Source organism: Sphingosinicella sp. BN140058 (assembly GCF_004135585.1).
In the GTDB taxonomy this organism is placed as follows: domain Bacteria; phylum Pseudomonadota; class Alphaproteobacteria; order Sphingomonadales; family Sphingomonadaceae; genus Allosphingosinicella.
In genome coordinates this window covers 109,428-125,354 of the sequence record NZ_CP035501.1, presented here as the reverse complement: position 1 = coordinate 125,354, position 15,927 = coordinate 109,428, and the positions used below count along the sequence as shown (strand labels likewise).

15 protein-coding genes are annotated in these 15,927 nt (G+C 67.2%); 12 read left to right on the top strand and 3 right to left on the bottom strand.

The features are described from left to right. Nucleotides 1–12: 12 nt before the first annotated feature. The 4 genes from ETR14_RS00530 to ETR14_RS00515 all read left to right on the top strand — a co-directional run bounded on the left by ETR14_RS00530 (nt 13) and on the right by ETR14_RS00515 (nt 3,660). Entirely contained in the window at nt 13–1,413 is a 1,401-nt protein-coding gene (locus ETR14_RS00530; protein WP_129382869.1) for a S41 family peptidase, read from the top strand. Nucleotides 1,414–1,456: 43 nt separating this feature from the next. Then, nucleotides 1,457–1,885: a hypothetical protein gene (locus ETR14_RS00525; protein WP_129382868.1), complete on the top strand. Its 429-nt coding sequence runs from the start codon at nt 1,457–1,459 to the stop codon at nt 1,883–1,885. Nucleotides 1,886–2,514: 629 nt separating this feature from the next. Next, complete coding sequence (locus ETR14_RS00520) at nt 2,515–2,868, top strand: hypothetical protein (protein ID WP_129382867.1); 354 nt, start codon at nt 2,515–2,517, stop codon at nt 2,866–2,868. Between the two features lie 225 nt (nt 2,869–3,093). Beyond that, on the top strand, nt 3,094–3,660 hold the full coding sequence (locus tag ETR14_RS00515) for an outer membrane beta-barrel protein (RefSeq protein ID WP_165356243.1): 567 nt from the start codon (nt 3,094–3,096) through the stop codon (nt 3,658–3,660). A gap of 264 nt (nt 3,661–3,924) precedes the next feature. Here ETR14_RS00515 and ETR14_RS00510 read toward each other — a convergent pair whose 3' ends face one another. Then, nucleotides 3,925–5,130, bottom strand: coding sequence for an LPXTG cell wall anchor domain-containing protein (locus tag ETR14_RS00510; RefSeq protein WP_129382865.1), 1,206 nt, complete (start codon nt 5,128–5,130; stop codon nt 3,925–3,927). Nucleotides 5,131–5,321: 191 nt separating this feature from the next. Here ETR14_RS00510 and ETR14_RS28995 point away from each other — a divergent pair, with 191 nt between their 5' ends. Both ETR14_RS28995 and ETR14_RS00500 read left to right on the top strand, forming a co-directional pair. Next, nucleotides 5,322–6,347 (top strand): M28 family peptidase, encoded by a 1,026-nt coding sequence (locus tag ETR14_RS28995; protein WP_206185929.1) that lies wholly within the window; start codon nt 5,322–5,324, stop codon nt 6,345–6,347. Nucleotides 6,348–6,375: 28 nt separating this feature from the next. Beyond that, nucleotides 6,376–6,837, top strand: a complete 462-nt coding sequence (locus ETR14_RS00500; RefSeq protein ID WP_129382864.1) for an NUDIX domain-containing protein — start codon at nt 6,376–6,378, stop codon at nt 6,835–6,837. Nucleotides 6,838–6,901: 64 nt separating this feature from the next. Here ETR14_RS00500 and ETR14_RS00495 read toward each other — a convergent pair whose 3' ends face one another. Continuing rightward, nucleotides 6,902–8,089 (bottom strand): acetyl-CoA C-acyltransferase, encoded by a 1,188-nt coding sequence (locus ETR14_RS00495; RefSeq protein ID WP_129382863.1) that lies wholly within the window; start codon nt 8,087–8,089, stop codon nt 6,902–6,904. 213 nt (nt 8,090–8,302) lie between these two features. On the opposite strand from ETR14_RS00495, the gene ETR14_RS00490 reads away from it, so the two are divergent. From ETR14_RS00490 to ETR14_RS00465, 6 genes are all read left to right on the top strand, one after another. Continuing rightward, the gene (locus tag ETR14_RS00490) at nt 8,303–9,457 is read left to right on the top strand and encodes an isovaleryl-CoA dehydrogenase (RefSeq protein ID WP_129382862.1); all 1,155 of its coding nucleotides are present in this window, start codon (nt 8,303–8,305) and stop codon (nt 9,455–9,457) included. After that, the gene (locus ETR14_RS00485; RefSeq protein WP_129382861.1) at nt 9,454–11,049 is read left to right on the top strand and encodes a carboxyl transferase domain-containing protein; all 1,596 of its coding nucleotides are present in this window, start codon (nt 9,454–9,456) and stop codon (nt 11,047–11,049) included. The genes ETR14_RS00490 and ETR14_RS00485 overlap by 4 nt, the downstream gene beginning before the upstream one ends. Nucleotides 11,050–11,128: 79 nt before the next feature. Further along, complete coding sequence (locus ETR14_RS00480) at nt 11,129–11,539, top strand: endonuclease domain-containing protein (RefSeq protein WP_243455699.1); 411 nt, start codon at nt 11,129–11,131, stop codon at nt 11,537–11,539. After that, nucleotides 11,539–13,428, top strand: coding sequence for an acetyl/propionyl/methylcrotonyl-CoA carboxylase subunit alpha (locus ETR14_RS00475; protein WP_129382860.1), 1,890 nt, complete (start codon nt 11,539–11,541; stop codon nt 13,426–13,428). Before ETR14_RS00480 ends, ETR14_RS00475 begins: the two co-directional genes overlap by 1 nt. Before the next feature lie 103 nt (nt 13,429–13,531). Beyond that, nucleotides 13,532–13,981, top strand: coding sequence for a MaoC family dehydratase (locus ETR14_RS00470; RefSeq protein ID WP_129382859.1), 450 nt, complete (start codon nt 13,532–13,534; stop codon nt 13,979–13,981). 145 nt (nt 13,982–14,126) lie between these two features. Then, nucleotides 14,127–14,969, top strand: coding sequence for a CoA ester lyase (locus ETR14_RS00465; protein ID WP_129382858.1), 843 nt, complete (start codon nt 14,127–14,129; stop codon nt 14,967–14,969). A gap of 3 nt (nt 14,970–14,972) precedes the next feature. Here ETR14_RS00465 and ETR14_RS00460 read toward each other — a convergent pair whose 3' ends face one another. Beyond that, nucleotides 14,973–15,923, bottom strand: a complete 951-nt coding sequence (locus ETR14_RS00460; protein ID WP_243455698.1) for a bile acid:sodium symporter family protein — start codon at nt 15,921–15,923, stop codon at nt 14,973–14,975. Between the last annotated feature and the right edge of the window lie 4 nt (nt 15,924–15,927).

Here is a 15,927-nt window from a genome sequence, read left to right as displayed (position 1 = left end):
TCCTGTTGAATTATGGCCCATAATTTTCAACAAACTTCCTCGGAGAAGAGCGTCCGAGGGCTGCTTGGAAGGCGAAACTTGGTGACAACGCATCTCGGAAAACTCCTATCAGCCGCGCTGTTGCTGCTTGCCAATACCGAAATGGCCGCAGCGCAGACGAACGGTTCGGCCGCCTTGCAGGCGGACCTGCGGCTGGCGCTAGACACGATCAAACGCGAGCATCCCGATCTTGCCCACTCACTCGCCCCGGCGACGCTCGAACGAGAAGCCGCCAAGGTGCGCGCGCAGCTTGATCATCCAATGGACCAGGCGGAGGCCTGGGCAACGATGGCACAGATCAACCCGATCCTCGCGGACGGTCATCTGTTCATCGGTCTGCCCGACTGGCGGGGGCAAGCCGCAGAGGCGATCCGGCATGGAACAGGCTTCTTTCCTTTCGAGGTCCGGATCGATGCCGGAGGTTACCCCGTCGTCGTCTCGAAGCTCGGCGGTGCGGCGACGCCGCTCGCGGGTCGTCGCATCTTGCGCATCGACGGCCGTGACGCCCGTGTGGTCGCGGCAGCGCTCCTCGCGAGAGCGCACGGGGATACGACGTCTTTTCGCCAGGCTCTGCTTGGCCAACGGTGGTGGCTCTTCCACGCGAAGCTTTATGGAACGCCGGCCAACTACGATCTGGTGCTTGGCGGATTTCCCAGGCACCGGGTTTTCGCGGCCGGGCACGCGCGTCCGCAGATTCTCCAGCGGGATGCCAGCTTTGAACGGCTGTTCGCGTGCCGTATCGACGCGGGGCGAACGGCGCACCTGACGGTCGGCTCGTTCTTCTGGGACGACAAGGCGCGCTTCTTTCAATTTACCCGCAATTGCTTTGCGTGGATGAAGAGCGCTTCAGTCGATCGCCTCGTGATCGATGTCAGAACCAACGGTGGAGGTGATGATGACATGTGGAAGGATGGGATCCTCCGCTACATCGCCACCCGGCCCTACAAGCAGGGCTCCAGATACCTGAAGCGAGAGGCGACCGGCGCAGTGGGCGCGGGCACGATTGAGAGCGCGACCCTGCCGGTCGATGACGAACCACTCCGCTTTTCCGGCGAGGTGAAGGTCCTGATCGGACCACTCACCTACTCGTCCGCCGTGCTCTTCGCCAACGTGGTGCGGGATTATGGCTTCGGGACACTCTCAGGGACCGGAGGGGCTGCGCGTACCCGGCAGTCGGGTGGAGTGCGGACCATGACGCTTCCCAACACCGGACTGATCCTCTCCTATCCTCGCTTCGTGCTCGACCCTCCTGCCGGCGGAAGCGCACCGAAGCTCCTTCAGCCAACTGCTGCCAATGATTTGATGACTGTAAGACGCGAACGCGGCTGCCGGAACCGTGCCTGTTTCGGATCGGGAAGCTTGCGCGGGAGATGAGGTCATGGTGGAATGACGACGCCGGTTGCTCTACTATCATCTGATGCAAGACTGGCGAGACTGGCTCGATCGCTACGCGCTCCGGCGGCCTTACAGGCGCGCCAGCGTGCTTCTCGCCTTCGCTTCGGTCTCGATTCCACTGAGCACTGCGCTCCTGCCGGCCGACGCTCTCTACGTGACCTTGTGGGCCGCGATCGCCGCGTTCCTCGGCATGTGGGCCTATCTGGCGCTCGTCGCTCTTACCTATTGTCGTCTCAAGCGTGGTGTCGTCAGCAGCGCGTGGCTCATCCTCATGTTGCTGCCCCTTTCCTCGATCGGACCGGCATTGCCGGTGGCTGGGCCTATCAGCCTGTACCCTGTCGGCGCGCTCATCGCCTTGCTGCCAGTCGTGATTGCATGGACGGCGCAGGACCGGGGCGAGACTGGTCGCTCGATCGCGGCGCAGGGCTCCGCGCGAGCCCATAACGAATAGGAACGTGCTTGGCGAACCGCCCATTCACGGAATTGGGCGATCCAGCTTCTCGCAGGGCTTCCTCGATCGCGATCTGTAGTCCGACGTAATCGGCGCAATCGGTCAGAGCTCCGTCGACCTCCGTTGCCGTGCAGAAATTATCCTCGATGTCGTCGAAATAAACGACGCGCAATGTCGCGGTGCGGGCAACAACGTAGACCTGATCGATCTGCCCCAACCGCTCGATAGAGGCCGGATACGGCTCGACCAGGCGGGATGCGTACATCGCCCTGGTGGCGGGAGGTGTCTCCGCCACGGCCCTCCGGACCCATGACTCGACCTCCTGCTTTGTCGCGGGCTGCCATGTGTCCATTGCCGGGTCGTGACCTGTTTCGAAGATGGGTGCAAGGCGCTGGAGCTCGTCGTTCACCCGAAGCGGCATCGAGCCGGGGGGCGACGTCAGGCTGCGTGCCAACGGGACATTTGCCTCCGCGCCCATCGTTGAGGATGCGAGAGGTCGATCCCGCTGGTTCAAGCTATCGGCACGGATAGCTCTCCGACATGCAGGCGGGGGGCGGGGGGCGGGAGGCGGGGGGGACGGGAAGCTGAACCGGGTGGAACCTTGGCGAAGGAGAAACTAAGCTCGACTAATGACGATCGTCAGCCACAGGAGATATGTCGGCGCCATCATGGGCGGGTTCGGACTGGGCCTCGTTGTCGGGTTGGCGGCGATTATCATCGCAATTGCATCGGCCGGTGCGGGTCACGGCCATTATGGCGCCGCCCGAGCCTTGTTCCCGGTCCCGATGCTGTCGACGCTCGTGAACGGCGATCGGATCGGACCGATCTCGCTGACCCTCGGTTTGCTCCAGTTCCCGGTCTACGGAGCCATTCTGCTCTGGTGCGTTGCTCGACGAAAATACGTTCCCGCATCAGCGGTCCTCGTGGCGCATCTCGTCGCGGCAATGGCCTGTTTCTCAGGCGCGATATCCAATTTCTCCTGACGTTCGCAGTCTCCGACGGATTGGCTTCCGTCGGCCGCACCGATCTGGTGAGGCTGGCCTTGGACTGCCGCCCCGAGCCTGACGCTCGCGGCGGCGGATGTTCAACATCTGTTGCTTTTCGAACACGGTGGCTCCAATTTTCGATGCAGTCTTGCAACAATGGCCGATCTCGCCCATCAGCCCGCCTCCGGTCGCCAATTGGCGGCGATCACAAGGGGGCATTCCATGAAGAAAATCGCGTTTATCGTTGGCGCGGCAGTATTGCCGTTCGCCATTCCCGCCGTGGCCCATGCGCAGGAGACTGCGAAAGCTCATCCCTATGTCGGCGTGCAGGTTGGTCTTCACGACCTCGGCATCGACACCGATGAGGTCGACACGGGCGGGTTCGACATCGATGATTCGGGTGTGATCTACGGCGCCTATGCCGGCGTCGACTTCGATCTGGGCACCTCGACGGTGATCGGCGTCGAAGGCAACTTCAATCTCGGCAACGGCCCGATCGATTCCGATTATGGCATTGCCGGCCGCGTCGGCTTCCGCGCGGGAAGCGGCACGGTCATCTTCGCTCGTGCCGGCTATCAGTGGGTGAACATCAGCGGAGCGGGCCTGCTCGGCGTCGACGAGGATCTGATCGACGACGATGATCTGGATGTCGACGACACGATCGGCGATTATCTCGTCGGAGTCGGCGCCGACGTTGCGGTCGGCCCGAAGGTCGGCATTCGCGTGGCCGTCGATACGATTTCGTTCGACACCCTCCGCCCGACGATCGGAGCGCACGTCCGCTTCTGATCAGCCGCGGGCAGGATCGAAACGGAGCGGCCGGTCGTCTGACCGGCCGCTTCTGTTTTGGGGGCACGGCGACAGGGAAGTCGCCATGGCGGGTGCATCCTCTCGCGATCGCGGGTGACGTTCGCCATGCCGAGTTCCGCGCTTGTCACGGCCGTACCGCGGGTCTCGTGTCGTACATGAGCCGATGAACCAAGGCGCCCGCTTCGTCGCGTGGACGGTTTGAAGGCGGTGCCGTGAGCGAAGTCTCCGGCGGCTCCCGCACGATTACGCCCTCTCGGCCTCCCCGAGACGCCGCGCCTCGACGCTCTCGTGGAGGCCCGAGGGATGCTCGAGATCGAAATGCGCCAGTTCCTCGCCGTCGGGGACGCCGACCGCAAAGGTCGCGGCGGTGCGGCCTTCGCTGCCGTCGGGGAGGCGGTAGCGGGCTTCGGCGACGACCACCGGCAGCACCGCGTCGCTGTCGATGTCGCCGGTGGCGAGCGCGACGGTGGCTTCGATGCGGGCGCCGGCACCCGCATCGATCGTCGTCGGCGGCAGATCTCCGCCTTCGGTCTCGTGCGCCCGCGCGATCAGCAGCCGTTCCATTTCGCTCTCCTGGTTGGCGCCGGCCGGAAACATCCAGGTCGAGACACGGACGTCGCGCGCGGGCGCATCGCCCTGGTTGGCGACGTCGAGCGCGAACTCGACCTTGGCTTCACGGCCTTCGACCCCGGCGCGGACCGGGCGGACCTGCAGATCGAGCCACGGGCGCCGCGTCGCTTCCACCCCGATCGGCGCGGCGGCGGTAGCAGCGCTCGGCGCGATTACGATCGTGTCGGCCACCGGCATTGGCGCCGCGGGGGCGGCGTGAACCTCCTCATAGACGTCTTCGTAGACCGTGTCCTCGGCGCGGCGCCGACGGCGCAGCAGCAGGAAGGCGAGGCCGGCAACGGCAAGCAGGCCGACGATCACCAGCGGCAGGACCGATCCCTCCGCCTGCTGCGGCGTCGGGGGCGGCGCCACCCTGTCGGTGGCGACGGGCGCCGGCTCGGGAAGGATTTCGGGTGTTCCTGAAGCAGCTGTGGTGGCGAGCGGATCCGAAGTCGCGGCGGGCGAGGGCGCCGTCACCGGTGCGGCGATCGTTGCGGCGGCCGACGTTGGCTCGGCTGCCATCGGCTCGACCGTGATGGGCTCTGCCGGCTGGGCCCGCGCTGCGGTTCGCGCAGGCGCGCGGGTGGCCGGGCGCGGCGGGGAAGGGCTCGCCGCGTCGACTTCGGAGTCGGCCGCCGGCGCGGCGGTCGTCGCCCCGCGGCTGACCGGCGCCGCCGGCGCGACGTCGACCGGCGCGCTGGTGACCGGCGGCGCAAGCTCGACCGTCGGCGCGTCTCCTGTGCTTTGCGCCTCCTGCGCGAAGGCGATGGCGGACGGGAGCGCGGCGGCTGCGAGGAGCAGCGGGATGGCGCGGCGAAGCGGTCTCGGATCGTGTTTCATGTCAGGAGCAGAACGATCGACGGTGCCGCGGAGCCCTGGTTTCCCGTTGTGCGGCGTTGAACCGTTCAGATATTGGGACGGATCGGCGACGCACGCCCTTGCGCGATCATCTCGGGTCGCTGCCTTCCGACTTGCGTCTCTCGCCTCCTTGAAGCAGCTTCGTCCGCGGGTTGGCGGGAAGAGGGGGCGGCATGAGCAAGACGGCGAGACTGCTGGTGCTCCTTTGCGTCCTGACGACGCTGATCGGCATCCCCGTGGCATTGACGTGGTGGATGACGGCGGTCCCGGGACGTTCCTTCGCCGGCGCGTTGCCGCCGCTCACGGCCCCGGAGCGGGAGGTGGCTGCACGCCTCGCCAGTCACGTTCGCGCGGTCGCGAGCGAGCCGCACAATGTCGCACATCCGCAAGCCCTGGAACGTGCCGCGCGCCACATCGAACGGGCACTCGAGGCGGCGGGCTATCGCGTTGGGCGGCAATTCTTTGACGTGGACGGGACGGCGGTGCGCAACATCGAGGCGGTCATAGCGCCAAGAAGCGCGTCGGCGCCGACACTGGTCGTCGGGGCCCATTACGATTCCTGGGGCGACGTCGCCGGGGCCAACGACAATGGCAGCGGCACGGCGGCGGTGCTCGAACTCGCACGGCTGCTGGCGGATCGGCGCGGCACCTCGGCGATGCGCATCCGTTTCGTCCTGTTCGTCAACGAGGAGCCGCCCTTCTTCAGGACCCCGGACATGGGCAGCCTGGTCTATGCGGAACGACTGGCCCGAAGTGGAGAGCGCGTCGTTGCCATGCTGTCGCTCGAGACGATGGGCTATTATTCGGATCGGCAGGGCAGCCAGCATTATCCGTCGCCTCTCGACCTGCTCTATCCGTCGACCGGGAACTTCATCGCCTTCGTCGGACCCACCGGTGCGCGCGCGTTGGTGCGGGCGAGTGTTGCGGATTTTCGCGCCGCGGCATCCTTTCCGAGCATCGGCGGCACCGCCCCGGCCGCGATGCAGGGCATTGGCTGGTCCGATCATTGGGCCTTCGCGCAGGTGGGCATCCCCGCCGCCATGGTCACCGACACCGCCGCGTTCCGCTACCCTTATTATCACCATGAAGCGGATACGCCGGACAAGGTGGATTATGCGCGGCTTGCCCGCGTCGTTGCCGGCCTCGAGCGGGTGCTCCGCCGCTGGTCGTCGGCGCCGCCGGCCGCCTTGGCTGGATAGGCGAGAGCAGTCGCTCTAGAAGGGAGAGATGCGGCGGTTGCTCGACCTTCTCTATCGCGTGCAGAAACGGATGTGGCGGATCTTCCGGCCGCGGACGCGGGGCGTGAAGGTGATGCTGATCGATCGGGATGGCGCGATCCTGCTGATCCGCAACAATTACGGCAGGTCGGATCTGTGGGTGCTGCCCGGCGGCGGCATACGGCCGTTCGAGGCGCCGGAGGCGGCGGCGGGGCGGGAGGTGCGGGAGGAGCTCGGCTGCGGGCTGCGCGGCCTCAGCCTCCGCGCCACTTTGTTCAGCGGCGCGGAAGGGAAAAGGGACACGGTGTTTCTGTTCGCGGCGGAAGCGGTGGGCGATCCGGCGCCGGCGAGTCTCGAAGTCGCCGAAGCCGGATGGTTCGCGCTGGACACGCTTCCGCAAGCGACCTCGCCGGCCACGCGCCGCCGCATCGACGAACATTTCGGCCGCCGCGCCGCAGACGGGCGCTGGTAGCGGAGGTCCAGAACCTCGGTTCAGAGCCTGTTTCGACCTCAGATCGGAGCTGAGCGCTCCAGCTCTAGTCGAGCAGCTCGACGGCGACCGCGGTCGCTTCGCCGCCGCCGATGCAGAGGCTGGCGAGACCGTGTCTTTGGCCGTGGGTCTCGAGCGCGGAGAGCAAGGTCGCCATCACCCGGGCGCCGCTGGCGCCGATCGGGTGGCCGAGCGCGGTGGCGCCGCCATGGACGTTGATGATTTCGTGGCCGATGCCGAGATCGCGCATCGCGATCATCGCGACGCAGGCGAAGGCTTCGTTGACCTCGAACAGATCGACGTCGCCGATGCTCCAGCCGGCACGCTCCAGCGCCTTGGTCATCGCGCCGACCGGGGCAGTGGTGAAGCGGGAGGGCTGGTGGGCATGCGCGGCGTGGGCGACGATCCGCGCGACCGGGGCGATGCCGAGCCGGTCGGCGACCGACTGGCGCGTGATCACCATAGCTGCGGCGCCGTCCGAGATGGACGAGGCGTTGGCGGCGGTGATCGTACCGTCTTTCGAGAAAGCCGGCTTGAGGCTCGGGATCTTGGAGAGATCGCCCTTGGCCGGCTGCTCGTCGTCGGCGACGATGGTCGCGCCCTTGCGGCCGGCAATCTCGACCGCGACGATCTCGCGGGCGAACCAGCCTTCCGCCTGCGCCTTCTGGGCGCGGCTCAGGGAGGCGATCGCATAATCGTCCTGGGCGGCGCGGGTGAACTGATATTCGGTCGCCGCTTCCTCGGCGAAACTGCCCATCAGCCGGCCCTGTTCGTAGGCGTCCTCGAGCCCGTCAAAGAACATGTGGTCGAGGATCTTGTCGTGACCGATGCGGGCGCCGCCGCGATGCTTGGTCATCAGATAGGGCGCGTTGGTCATGCTCTCCATGCCGCCGGCGACGATCAGGTCGGCCGAGCCCGCGGCAAGCGTGTCCGCCGCCATGATCGCCGCCTGCATGCCCGAGCCGCACATCTTGTTGACCGTGGTCGCCTCGATGTGGGTCGGCAGCCCGGCCTTCAGCGCCGCCTGCCGCGCCGGCGCCTGGCCGAGGCCGGCGGGCAGCACGCAGCCCATGTAGATCTTCTCGATCGCCTCGTGCGCAACGCCGGCGCGATTCACCGCGGCGCCGACGGCGGCGGCGCCGAGCTCGGTGGCCGAGGCGCCGGCGAGCGCGCCCTGGAAGCTCCCCATCGGGGTGCGGGCGTAGGACAGGATGACGATCGGATCGGCGCTCATGAATTCTCCATTCATCCTCCCCGGTACGGGGAGGTGGCAGCGCGAAGCGCTGACGGAGGGGCTGTGTCAGCCTCGGTGCCGGCCCCTCCACCAAGCTTCGCTTGGTTCCCCTCCCCGTTCCGGGGAGGATCTAACGAGGCCCATCTAGGCCTTCCGCACCGCTTGTTCAAATATCGCGGGCTCTGCTAGGGCGGCTTCAACAGGAGAGACAAAATGGCCGATTTCGGGCTCGATTTCGCGCTCGGCGAGATGGCGGACGCCATCCGCGAGACCACCGCCCGGTTCGCCGCCGATCGCATTGCGCCGCTGGCCGCGCGCATCGACGCGGAGGACTGGTTTCCGACGGAACTCTGGCCCGAAATGGGTGCGCTCGGGCTGCACGGCATCACCGTGGAAGAGGAGTATGGCGGGCTCGGCCTGGGCTATCTCGAACATGTCGTCGCCCAGGAGGAAGTGGCCCGTGCCTCGGCCTCGGTCGGCCTGTCCTACGGCGCCCATTCGAACCTCTGCGTCAATCAGATCCGGCGCTGGGGCAATGCCGCGCAGAAGCAGAAATATCTGCCGAAGCTGATCAGCGGCGAGCATGTCGGCTCGCTCGCCATGTCGGAGGCGGGCGCGGGATCGGACGTCGTCTCGATGAAGCTGCGCGCCGAGAAACGCGGCGATCGCTACGTGCTGAATGGCACCAAATTCTGGATCACCAACGCCCATTACGCCGACACGCTCGTCGTCTACGCCAAGACCGGCGAAGGGTCGCGCGGAATCACCACCTTCCTCATTGAAAAGGACATGAAGGGCTTCTCGCTCGGCCAGAAGCTCGACAAGATGGGCATGCGCGGATCGCCGACCGGCGAGCTCGTCTTCGACGATTGCGAAGTGCCCGAAGAGCAGGTGATGGGGCCGGAAAATGGCGGCGTCGGCGTGCTGATGTCGGGCCTTGATTACGAGCGCACCGTGCTCGCCGGAATCCAGCTCGGCATCATGCAGGCGTGTCTCGACGTCGTCCTGCCCTACATCCGCGAGCGCAAGCAGTTCGGCCAGCCGATCGGATCCTTTCAGCTGATGCAGGCCAAGGTCGCCGACATGTATGTCGCGCTCAATTCGGCACGCGCCTATGTCTATGCGGTGGCGCGGGCCTGCGACGCCGGCAAGACGACGCGCTTCGACGCCGCCGGCGCGATCCTGTACGCGTCCGAAAATGCGGTGCGGGTGTCGCTGGAGGCGATCCAGGCGCTGGGCGGCGCCGGCTACACCAAGGACTGGCCGGTCGAGCGCTACATGCGCGATGCCAAATTGCTCGACATCGGCGCCGGCACCAACGAGATCCGGCGCATGCTGATCGGCCGCGAACTGATCGGCGCTGCATGAGCGTTCTCGCAAGCAAGTTCGACGACGGCTCCGACAGCGTCCGGCGCTTTGCTGCGCACAATCGCGGGCTGGTCGACCAGCTGCGGGCGCAGGTCGCCGCGGCGGCACGCGGCGGCTCCGACAAGCATCGCGACCGCCATGTCGCGCGCGGCAAATTGCTGCCGCGCGACCGGGTGACGCGGCTGCTCGATCCCGGCGCGCCGTTCCTCGAGATCGGCCAGCTTGCCGCCAACGGCATGTATGGCGACGAGGCGCCGGGCGCGGGCATGATCGCCGGCATCGGCCGCGTGTCGGGGCGGGAATGCATGATCGTCGCCAACGATCCGACGGTGAAGGGCGGCGCCTATTTTCCGCTGACGGTGAAGAAGCATCTGCGCGCGCAGGAGATAGCCCGCGAGAACCGGCTGCCCTGCCTGTATCTGGTCGACAGCGGCGGCGCCAATCTGCCGCACCAGGCGGAGGTGTTTCCCGACCGGGAGCATTTCGGCCGCATCTTCTACAACCAGGCGCAGATGTCGTCGGAGGGGATCGCCCAGATCGCCTGCGTGATGGGCAGCTGCACCGCCGGCGGCGCTTACGTGCCGGCGATGTCGGACGAGACGGTGATCGTGCGTAACCAGGGCACGATCTTCCTCGGCGGCCCGCCTCTGGTCAAGGCAGCGACGGGCGAGGTGATCTCGGCCGAGGATCTCGGCGGCGCCGACGTGCACGGGCGCCGCTCGGGCGTGGTCGACCATGTCGCGGAGGATGACGCGCATGCGCTGGCGATCGTGCGCAGCATCGTCGCCCGCCTGAACACCGTGAAATCGGTCGATCTCGACATAAGCGAGCCGGTCGCGCCTAAGCTCGATCCGGAGGATCTCTACGGCATCATTCCCGATGACGTCCGCACGCCCTACGACGTACGCGAAGTGATCGCGCGGATCGTCGACGGCTCCGAGCTGCACGAGTTCAAGCCGCTTTACGGCACCACCTTGGTCTGCGGTTTCGCCCGGATCTGGGGCATGCCGGTGGCGATCCTGGCGAATAACGGCATCCTGTTCTCGGAAAGTGCGCTCAAGGGCGCCCATTTCATCGAGCTTGCCTGCCAGCGCCGCACGCCTCTGCTGTTCCTGCAGAACATTTCGGGCTTCATGGTCGGCGGCAAATATGAAGCGGGTGGCATCGCCAAGGACGGCGCCAAGCTCGTCACCGCGGTTGCCACCGCTCAGGTGCCGAAGGTCACCGTCCTGATCGGCGGCAGCTTCGGCGCCGGCAATTACGGCATGAACGGCCGCGCCTACGGCCCGCGCTTCCTGTTCACCTGGCCGAACAGCCGGATCAGCGTGATGGGCGGCGAGCAGGCGGCAAGCGTGCTCGCCACGGTGCACAAGGATGCCGACAGCTGGACTCCGGAGCAGGCCGAAGCGTTCAAGGCACCGATCCGCCAGCGCTACGAGGACGAGGGCAATCCTTATTACGCGACCGCGCGGCTGTGGGACGACGGCATCATCGATCCGGCGCAAACGCGCGACGTGCTCGGCCTCGCGTTCAGCGCGTGCCTCAACGCACCGATTGCGGAGAGGGCACGCTTCGGCGTGTTCCGGATGTGAGGGGCACGCACGCAAGAATCCTCCCCGGAACGGGGAGGGGGACCGCCCGGCTTAGCCGGGTGGTGGAGGGGCTGGCACGGTGCTGACCGGACCCGCCCCAATCATCGGCAGAGCACGCACGCTCAGAAAGGAAATGTCGCTGCCGGAGGTCCTGCTCTGGCGCGAACTTCGCAAGCGGCCGGCCGGGCTGAAGTTTCGTCGCCAACATCCTGCGGGACCGTTCGTGCTCGACTTCGCCTGTCTGAGTTCCCGCGTCGCCATCGAGATTGACGGCGCGGCGCATGATCCAATGAGCGCTCAATTCAGGGATGAAGGCCGCGACGAATGGCTTGCCAATCAGGGCTTCTCCACCTTGCGCATCGCTGCCCGTGATGTTCTGTCGAACCTCGAAGGAGTGTTGCAACTCGTGATTTCTCAATGTGCCGCGGGGCAGCCCCTCCACCACGCCGCTCCACGGCGCGGTCCCCCTCCCCGTACCGGGGAGGTATAATGATCCGATCTCTCCTCATCGCCAATCGCGGCGAGATCGCGTGTCGGGTGATCCGCACCGCGCGGCGGCTCGGCATCCGCACGATCGCCGTCTTTTCCGACGCGGACCGCCATGCGCTGCATGTGCGGGAGGCGGACACCGCAGTGCATATCGGCCCGTCACCGGCGCGGGAAAGCTATCTTGTCGGCGACCGCATCCTTGCGGCGGCGCGGGAGACTGGCGCCGAGGCAATCCACCCAGGTTACGGCTTCCTGTCCGAAAATGCCGACTTCGCGCAGAAGGTGATCGATGCCGGCCTGGTCTGGGTCGGGCCGAAGCCGGCCTCGATCCGGGCGATGGGGCTGAAGGATGCGGCCAAGCGGCTGATGGACGCGGCGGGCGTGCCGACCACGCCCGGTTATCTCGGCGACGACCAGTCTCCCGATCGGCTGAAGAGCGAAGCCGATGCGATCAACTATCCGGTGCTGATCAAGGCGGTCGCCGGCGGCGGCGGCAAGGGCATGCGCCGGGTCAACCAGTCGCAAGAATTCGCCGACATGCTCGCCTCGTGCAAGCGCGAGGCGGCGGCGTCGTTCGGTGACGACCGGGTACTGATCGAGAAATATATCGAGCGTCCGCGCCACATCGAGGTGCAGGTGTTCGGCGACAGCCACGGCAACGTCGTCCACCTGTTCGAGCGCGACTGCTCGCTGCAGCGCCGCCATCAGAAGGTGATCGAAGAAGCGCCGGCCCCGGGCATGGACGCGGCGACCCGGGAGGCGGTCTGCGGCGCCGCGGTCAAGGCGGCGAAGGCGGTCGACTATGTCGGCGCGGGGACGATCGAGTTCATCGCCGATGCGTCCGAAGGGCTTCGGCCCGACCGCATCTGGTTCATGGAGATGAACACGCGCCTCCAGGTCGAGCATCCGGTGACCGAGGAGATTACGGGCCAGGATCTGGTCGAGTGGCAGCTCCGCGTCGCCAGTGGCGAGCGGCTGCCGCTGCGTCAGGAGGAATTGCGGATACGCGGGCATGCGATGGAGGCGCGGCTCTACGCCGAGGACCCCGCCCACGAATTCCTGCCCTCGACCGGGCGGCTCGACCATTTCGTGCTCGGCCGCGGCCTTCGCGTCGACACCGGGGTCGAGGAGGGGGACCGGATCAGCCCTTATTACGATCCGATGATCGCCAAGCTGATCGCTCACGCCTCCACCCGCGACGAGGCGATCGATCGGCTGGTCGACACCCTCGAGCAGCTTGAGATCTGGCCGGTGAAGACCAACGCCGCCTTTCTCGCCAGGGCCGCCGACCATACCGATTTCCGGAACGGCGACGTCGACACCGCCTTCATCCCGTCGCGCATCGATCGGCTGGTGCCCGACAGCAATCCGGGCGAGCCGGTGTGGAACCTCGCCGCGACGGCCCTGCTCGCGTCCGATTTCGGCAGCGGCGGGGAGGGGGAGCCCTGGGATGCGTTGCAGGGCTTCCGGCTCAACGCCGCGCCCGATCTCAGCGTCGCGATCGCGCATGGCGGCGAGACGCGCCTGGTCGACGCCGGCGGCGATCCGCCGATCGAGGGCATCGCCACCGCGCAGGGCGAGAACGTCCTCGTCTTCGCCTCCGGCCAGGCCTTCGCCTTCACCCTGCCCGGGGTGGGCGGCGCTGCCGGTGGCGGCGCGGCCGGGGACGGCAGCCTGGTGTCGCCGATGCCGGGACGGGTGCTGTCGGTCGACACCAGGCAGGGGGACAGAGTCGCCAAGGGGCAGAAGCTGGTCACGCTGGAAGCGATGAAGATGGAGCACAGCCTGGTCGCGCCGTTCGACGGCATCGTGGCGGAACTGCAGGTCGCCGAAGGCGAACAGGTGACCGAGGGCGCCTTGCTGGTGCGGGTGGAGAAGGACGAGGCATGAGCAAATCCCGTCATCCCCGCGACGGCCGGGATCTCAGGGCGCGGATGCACCTGCGCTTGAATCTCGCTGAGATCCCGGCCCGCGCCGGGATGACGGAGGTGTGATGTCGGGGCGCTATTTCGACGATTGGACGCTGGGCGATCGCCTCAGCCATCAGCCGCACCGTACGGTAACCGAGACCGACAATCTGCTGATCTCGACCCTCACCCACAATCCGCAGCCGCTGCACCTCGATGCCGAATATGCGGCGACTACCGAGTTCGGCCGGATCGTCGTCAACGGCACCTTCACCTTCGCGTTGATGGTCGGCCTGTCGGTCGGCGACACCACGCTCGGCACGCTGGTCGCCAATCTCGGCTACGACAAGGTGCGGATGCCCAAGCCGGTGTTCGTCGGCGACACGCTGCGCGCCGAGACCGAGGTGATCGCGCTGAAGGACAGCCGCTCGCGTCCTGATGCCGGCATCGTCACGTTCGAGCATCGCATGCTCAACCAGCGCGACGAGCTGGTCTGCGTGTGCGAGCGGACGGCGTTGATGCGGAGGCGGGGGTGAAGCCCTGGTTTCTTGATCCTTCCCGGCACGGGGAGGGGGACCGCCGCCGCAGGCGGGGGTGGAGAGGTTGCTCCGCCGCCGTGCAAGCCCCTCCGTCAGCCCTGCGGGCTGCCACCTCCCCGAGGCAAGCTCGGGGAGAATTCAGATGAAGCTGCGCTCGCTGCTGTTCGTCCCCGGCGATCGGCCGGATCGCATGGCGAAGGCGCTGGCCTCGGGCGCCGATGCGTTGATCCTCGACCTCGAAGATGCGGTTGCCGCGTCGGCCAAGCCGGAGGCGCGGCGCCAGGTTGCCGCTTTTGTTGCCGCGAACCCCGTGGAGAGGCTCTGGGTACGAATCAATCCGCTCGACACGCCGGACGTCGAGCAGGATCTCGACGCGCTGAGCACGGTCCAGCCGGCCGGGATCGTGCTGCCCAAGGCGGAGGGCGGGGCCTCGGTCGACGATCTCGCGCGGCGGCTCACTGCACGGGGCAATGCGACCGCGCGGATCCTCGCCATTGCGACCGAGACGCCGGCGGCGATGTTCCAACTCGGCAGCTATGGCGGCGCCGCGCGGCTGGAGGGGCTGACCTGGGGGGCGGAGGATCTGCCGGCGGCGATCGGCGCCTCGACCTCGCGCGAAGAGGACGGCAGCTACACGGCGCCTTACCAGCTGGCGCGCTCGCTCTGCCTGTTCGGCGCGGCGGCGGCGGGGGTGCGGCCGATCGAGACCGTCTATCCCGCCTTTCGTGATCTCGATGGTCTCGCCGCGTATGCAGCGCGGGCGCGGCGCGACGGCTTCACCGGCATGATGGCGATCCATCCAGCGCAGGTGCCGGTGATCAACGATGCGTTCACGCCGAGCGACGCCGAGATCGACCATGCCCGCGCGGTGGTCGCGGCATTCGCAGCCGCGCCCGATGCGGGTGCGCTGTCGCTGGAAGGACGCATGATCGACCGGCCCCATCTCGTCCAGGCCCGACGCATCCTCGCCGCCGCGAGCGACTGACCCTCAGAGCCGCCGCGCCATGCGGGCGGCGATCCAGGCGCAGACGATCAGCTGCATCGCGTGGAACAGCATGATCGGCAGCAGGACGATGCCCGCGGCGGCGCCGGGAAAGAGGATGCGTGCCATCGGCGCGCCGCTCGCCAGCGACTTGACCGATCCGCAGAACAGGATCGCGGCCCGGCTCTCCCGCGGAAAGGCGCGGCCGACGGACCAGGCGGCGGCGAGCACCGCCGCCAGCAGCAGGCCGCAGAACAGGAAGACGATGCCGATCTGCCCCGGCGGGATCCGGGTCCACAGGCGCTCGACCGCGGCGGCGGAGAAGGCGCCGTAGACGGCGAGCAGGATGGTGCCCTTGTCGACGATGGTCGTCAGGGTCGGGCGATCCTTGATCACGGGAAAGATCCAGCGGCGCAGGCCATGGCCGAGCACGAAGGGGAGGAACAGCAAAAGGACGATCTTGCCGATCCCCGAGAAGGAGATCTGCGCACCCTGCGTCTCCAGCATCAGGCCGACCAGGGCGGGCGTCAGGAACACGCCGATCAGATTGGAGAAGGCCGCCGCCGCGACTGCGCCGGCGACGTTGCCGCCGGCAAGCGAGGTGTAGGCGATCGACGATTGCACGGTCGACGGCAAGGCACAGAGAAAGAGCAGGCCGGTCCACAGCATCGGCGACAGCAGGCTCGGAAAGAGGTGGGACAAAGCCACTCCGCACAGCGGAAAGATGAGGAAGGTCATGCCGAGGATGGCGAGGTGGAGACGCCAGTCGGTCAGGCCGCCGAGCAGCGCCTCGCGCGGCAGGCGCGCGCCGTGGAGGAAGAAGAGGGTGAAGATGGCGGCGAGCGTCAGCCAGTCCACCGCCTCCGCGGCGAGGCCGTGGACCGGCAGCAGGGTTCCGACGGCAACGGTCGCCAGCAGCCACAGGATGAAGCGATCGGGAAGGGTCCTGGACAGCAACCGC

Coding starts and splice junctions, on each gene's coding strand:
- ETR14_RS00465 (WP_129382858.1), top strand. CDS start 14,127: ATGAAGCTGCGCTCGCTGCTGTTCGTCCCCGGCGATCGGCCGGATCGC.
- ETR14_RS00530 (WP_129382869.1), top strand. CDS start 13: ATGGCCCATAATTTTCAACAAACTTCCTCGGAGAAGAGCGTCCGAGGG.
- ETR14_RS28995 (WP_206185929.1), top strand. CDS start 5,322: ATGAGCAAGACGGCGAGACTGCTGGTGCTCCTTTGCGTCCTGACGACG.
- ETR14_RS00525 (WP_129382868.1), top strand. CDS start 1,457: ATGCAAGACTGGCGAGACTGGCTCGATCGCTACGCGCTCCGGCGGCCT.
- ETR14_RS00515 (WP_165356243.1), top strand. CDS start 3,094: ATGAAGAAAATCGCGTTTATCGTTGGCGCGGCAGTATTGCCGTTCGCC.
- ETR14_RS00485 (WP_129382861.1), top strand. CDS start 9,454: ATGAGCGTTCTCGCAAGCAAGTTCGACGACGGCTCCGACAGCGTCCGG.
- ETR14_RS00520 (WP_129382867.1), top strand. CDS start 2,515: ATGACGATCGTCAGCCACAGGAGATATGTCGGCGCCATCATGGGCGGG.
- ETR14_RS00500 (WP_129382864.1), top strand. CDS start 6,376: ATGCGGCGGTTGCTCGACCTTCTCTATCGCGTGCAGAAACGGATGTGG.
- ETR14_RS00475 (WP_129382860.1), top strand. CDS start 11,539: ATGATCCGATCTCTCCTCATCGCCAATCGCGGCGAGATCGCGTGTCGG.
- ETR14_RS00490 (WP_129382862.1), top strand. CDS start 8,303: ATGGCCGATTTCGGGCTCGATTTCGCGCTCGGCGAGATGGCGGACGCC.
- ETR14_RS00470 (WP_129382859.1), top strand. CDS start 13,532: ATGTCGGGGCGCTATTTCGACGATTGGACGCTGGGCGATCGCCTCAGC.
- ETR14_RS00495 (WP_129382863.1), bottom strand. CDS start 8,089: ATGAGCGCCGATCCGATCGTCATCCTGTCCTACGCCCGCACCCCGATG.
- ETR14_RS00510 (WP_129382865.1), bottom strand. CDS start 5,130: ATGAAACACGATCCGAGACCGCTTCGCCGCGCCATCCCGCTGCTCCTC.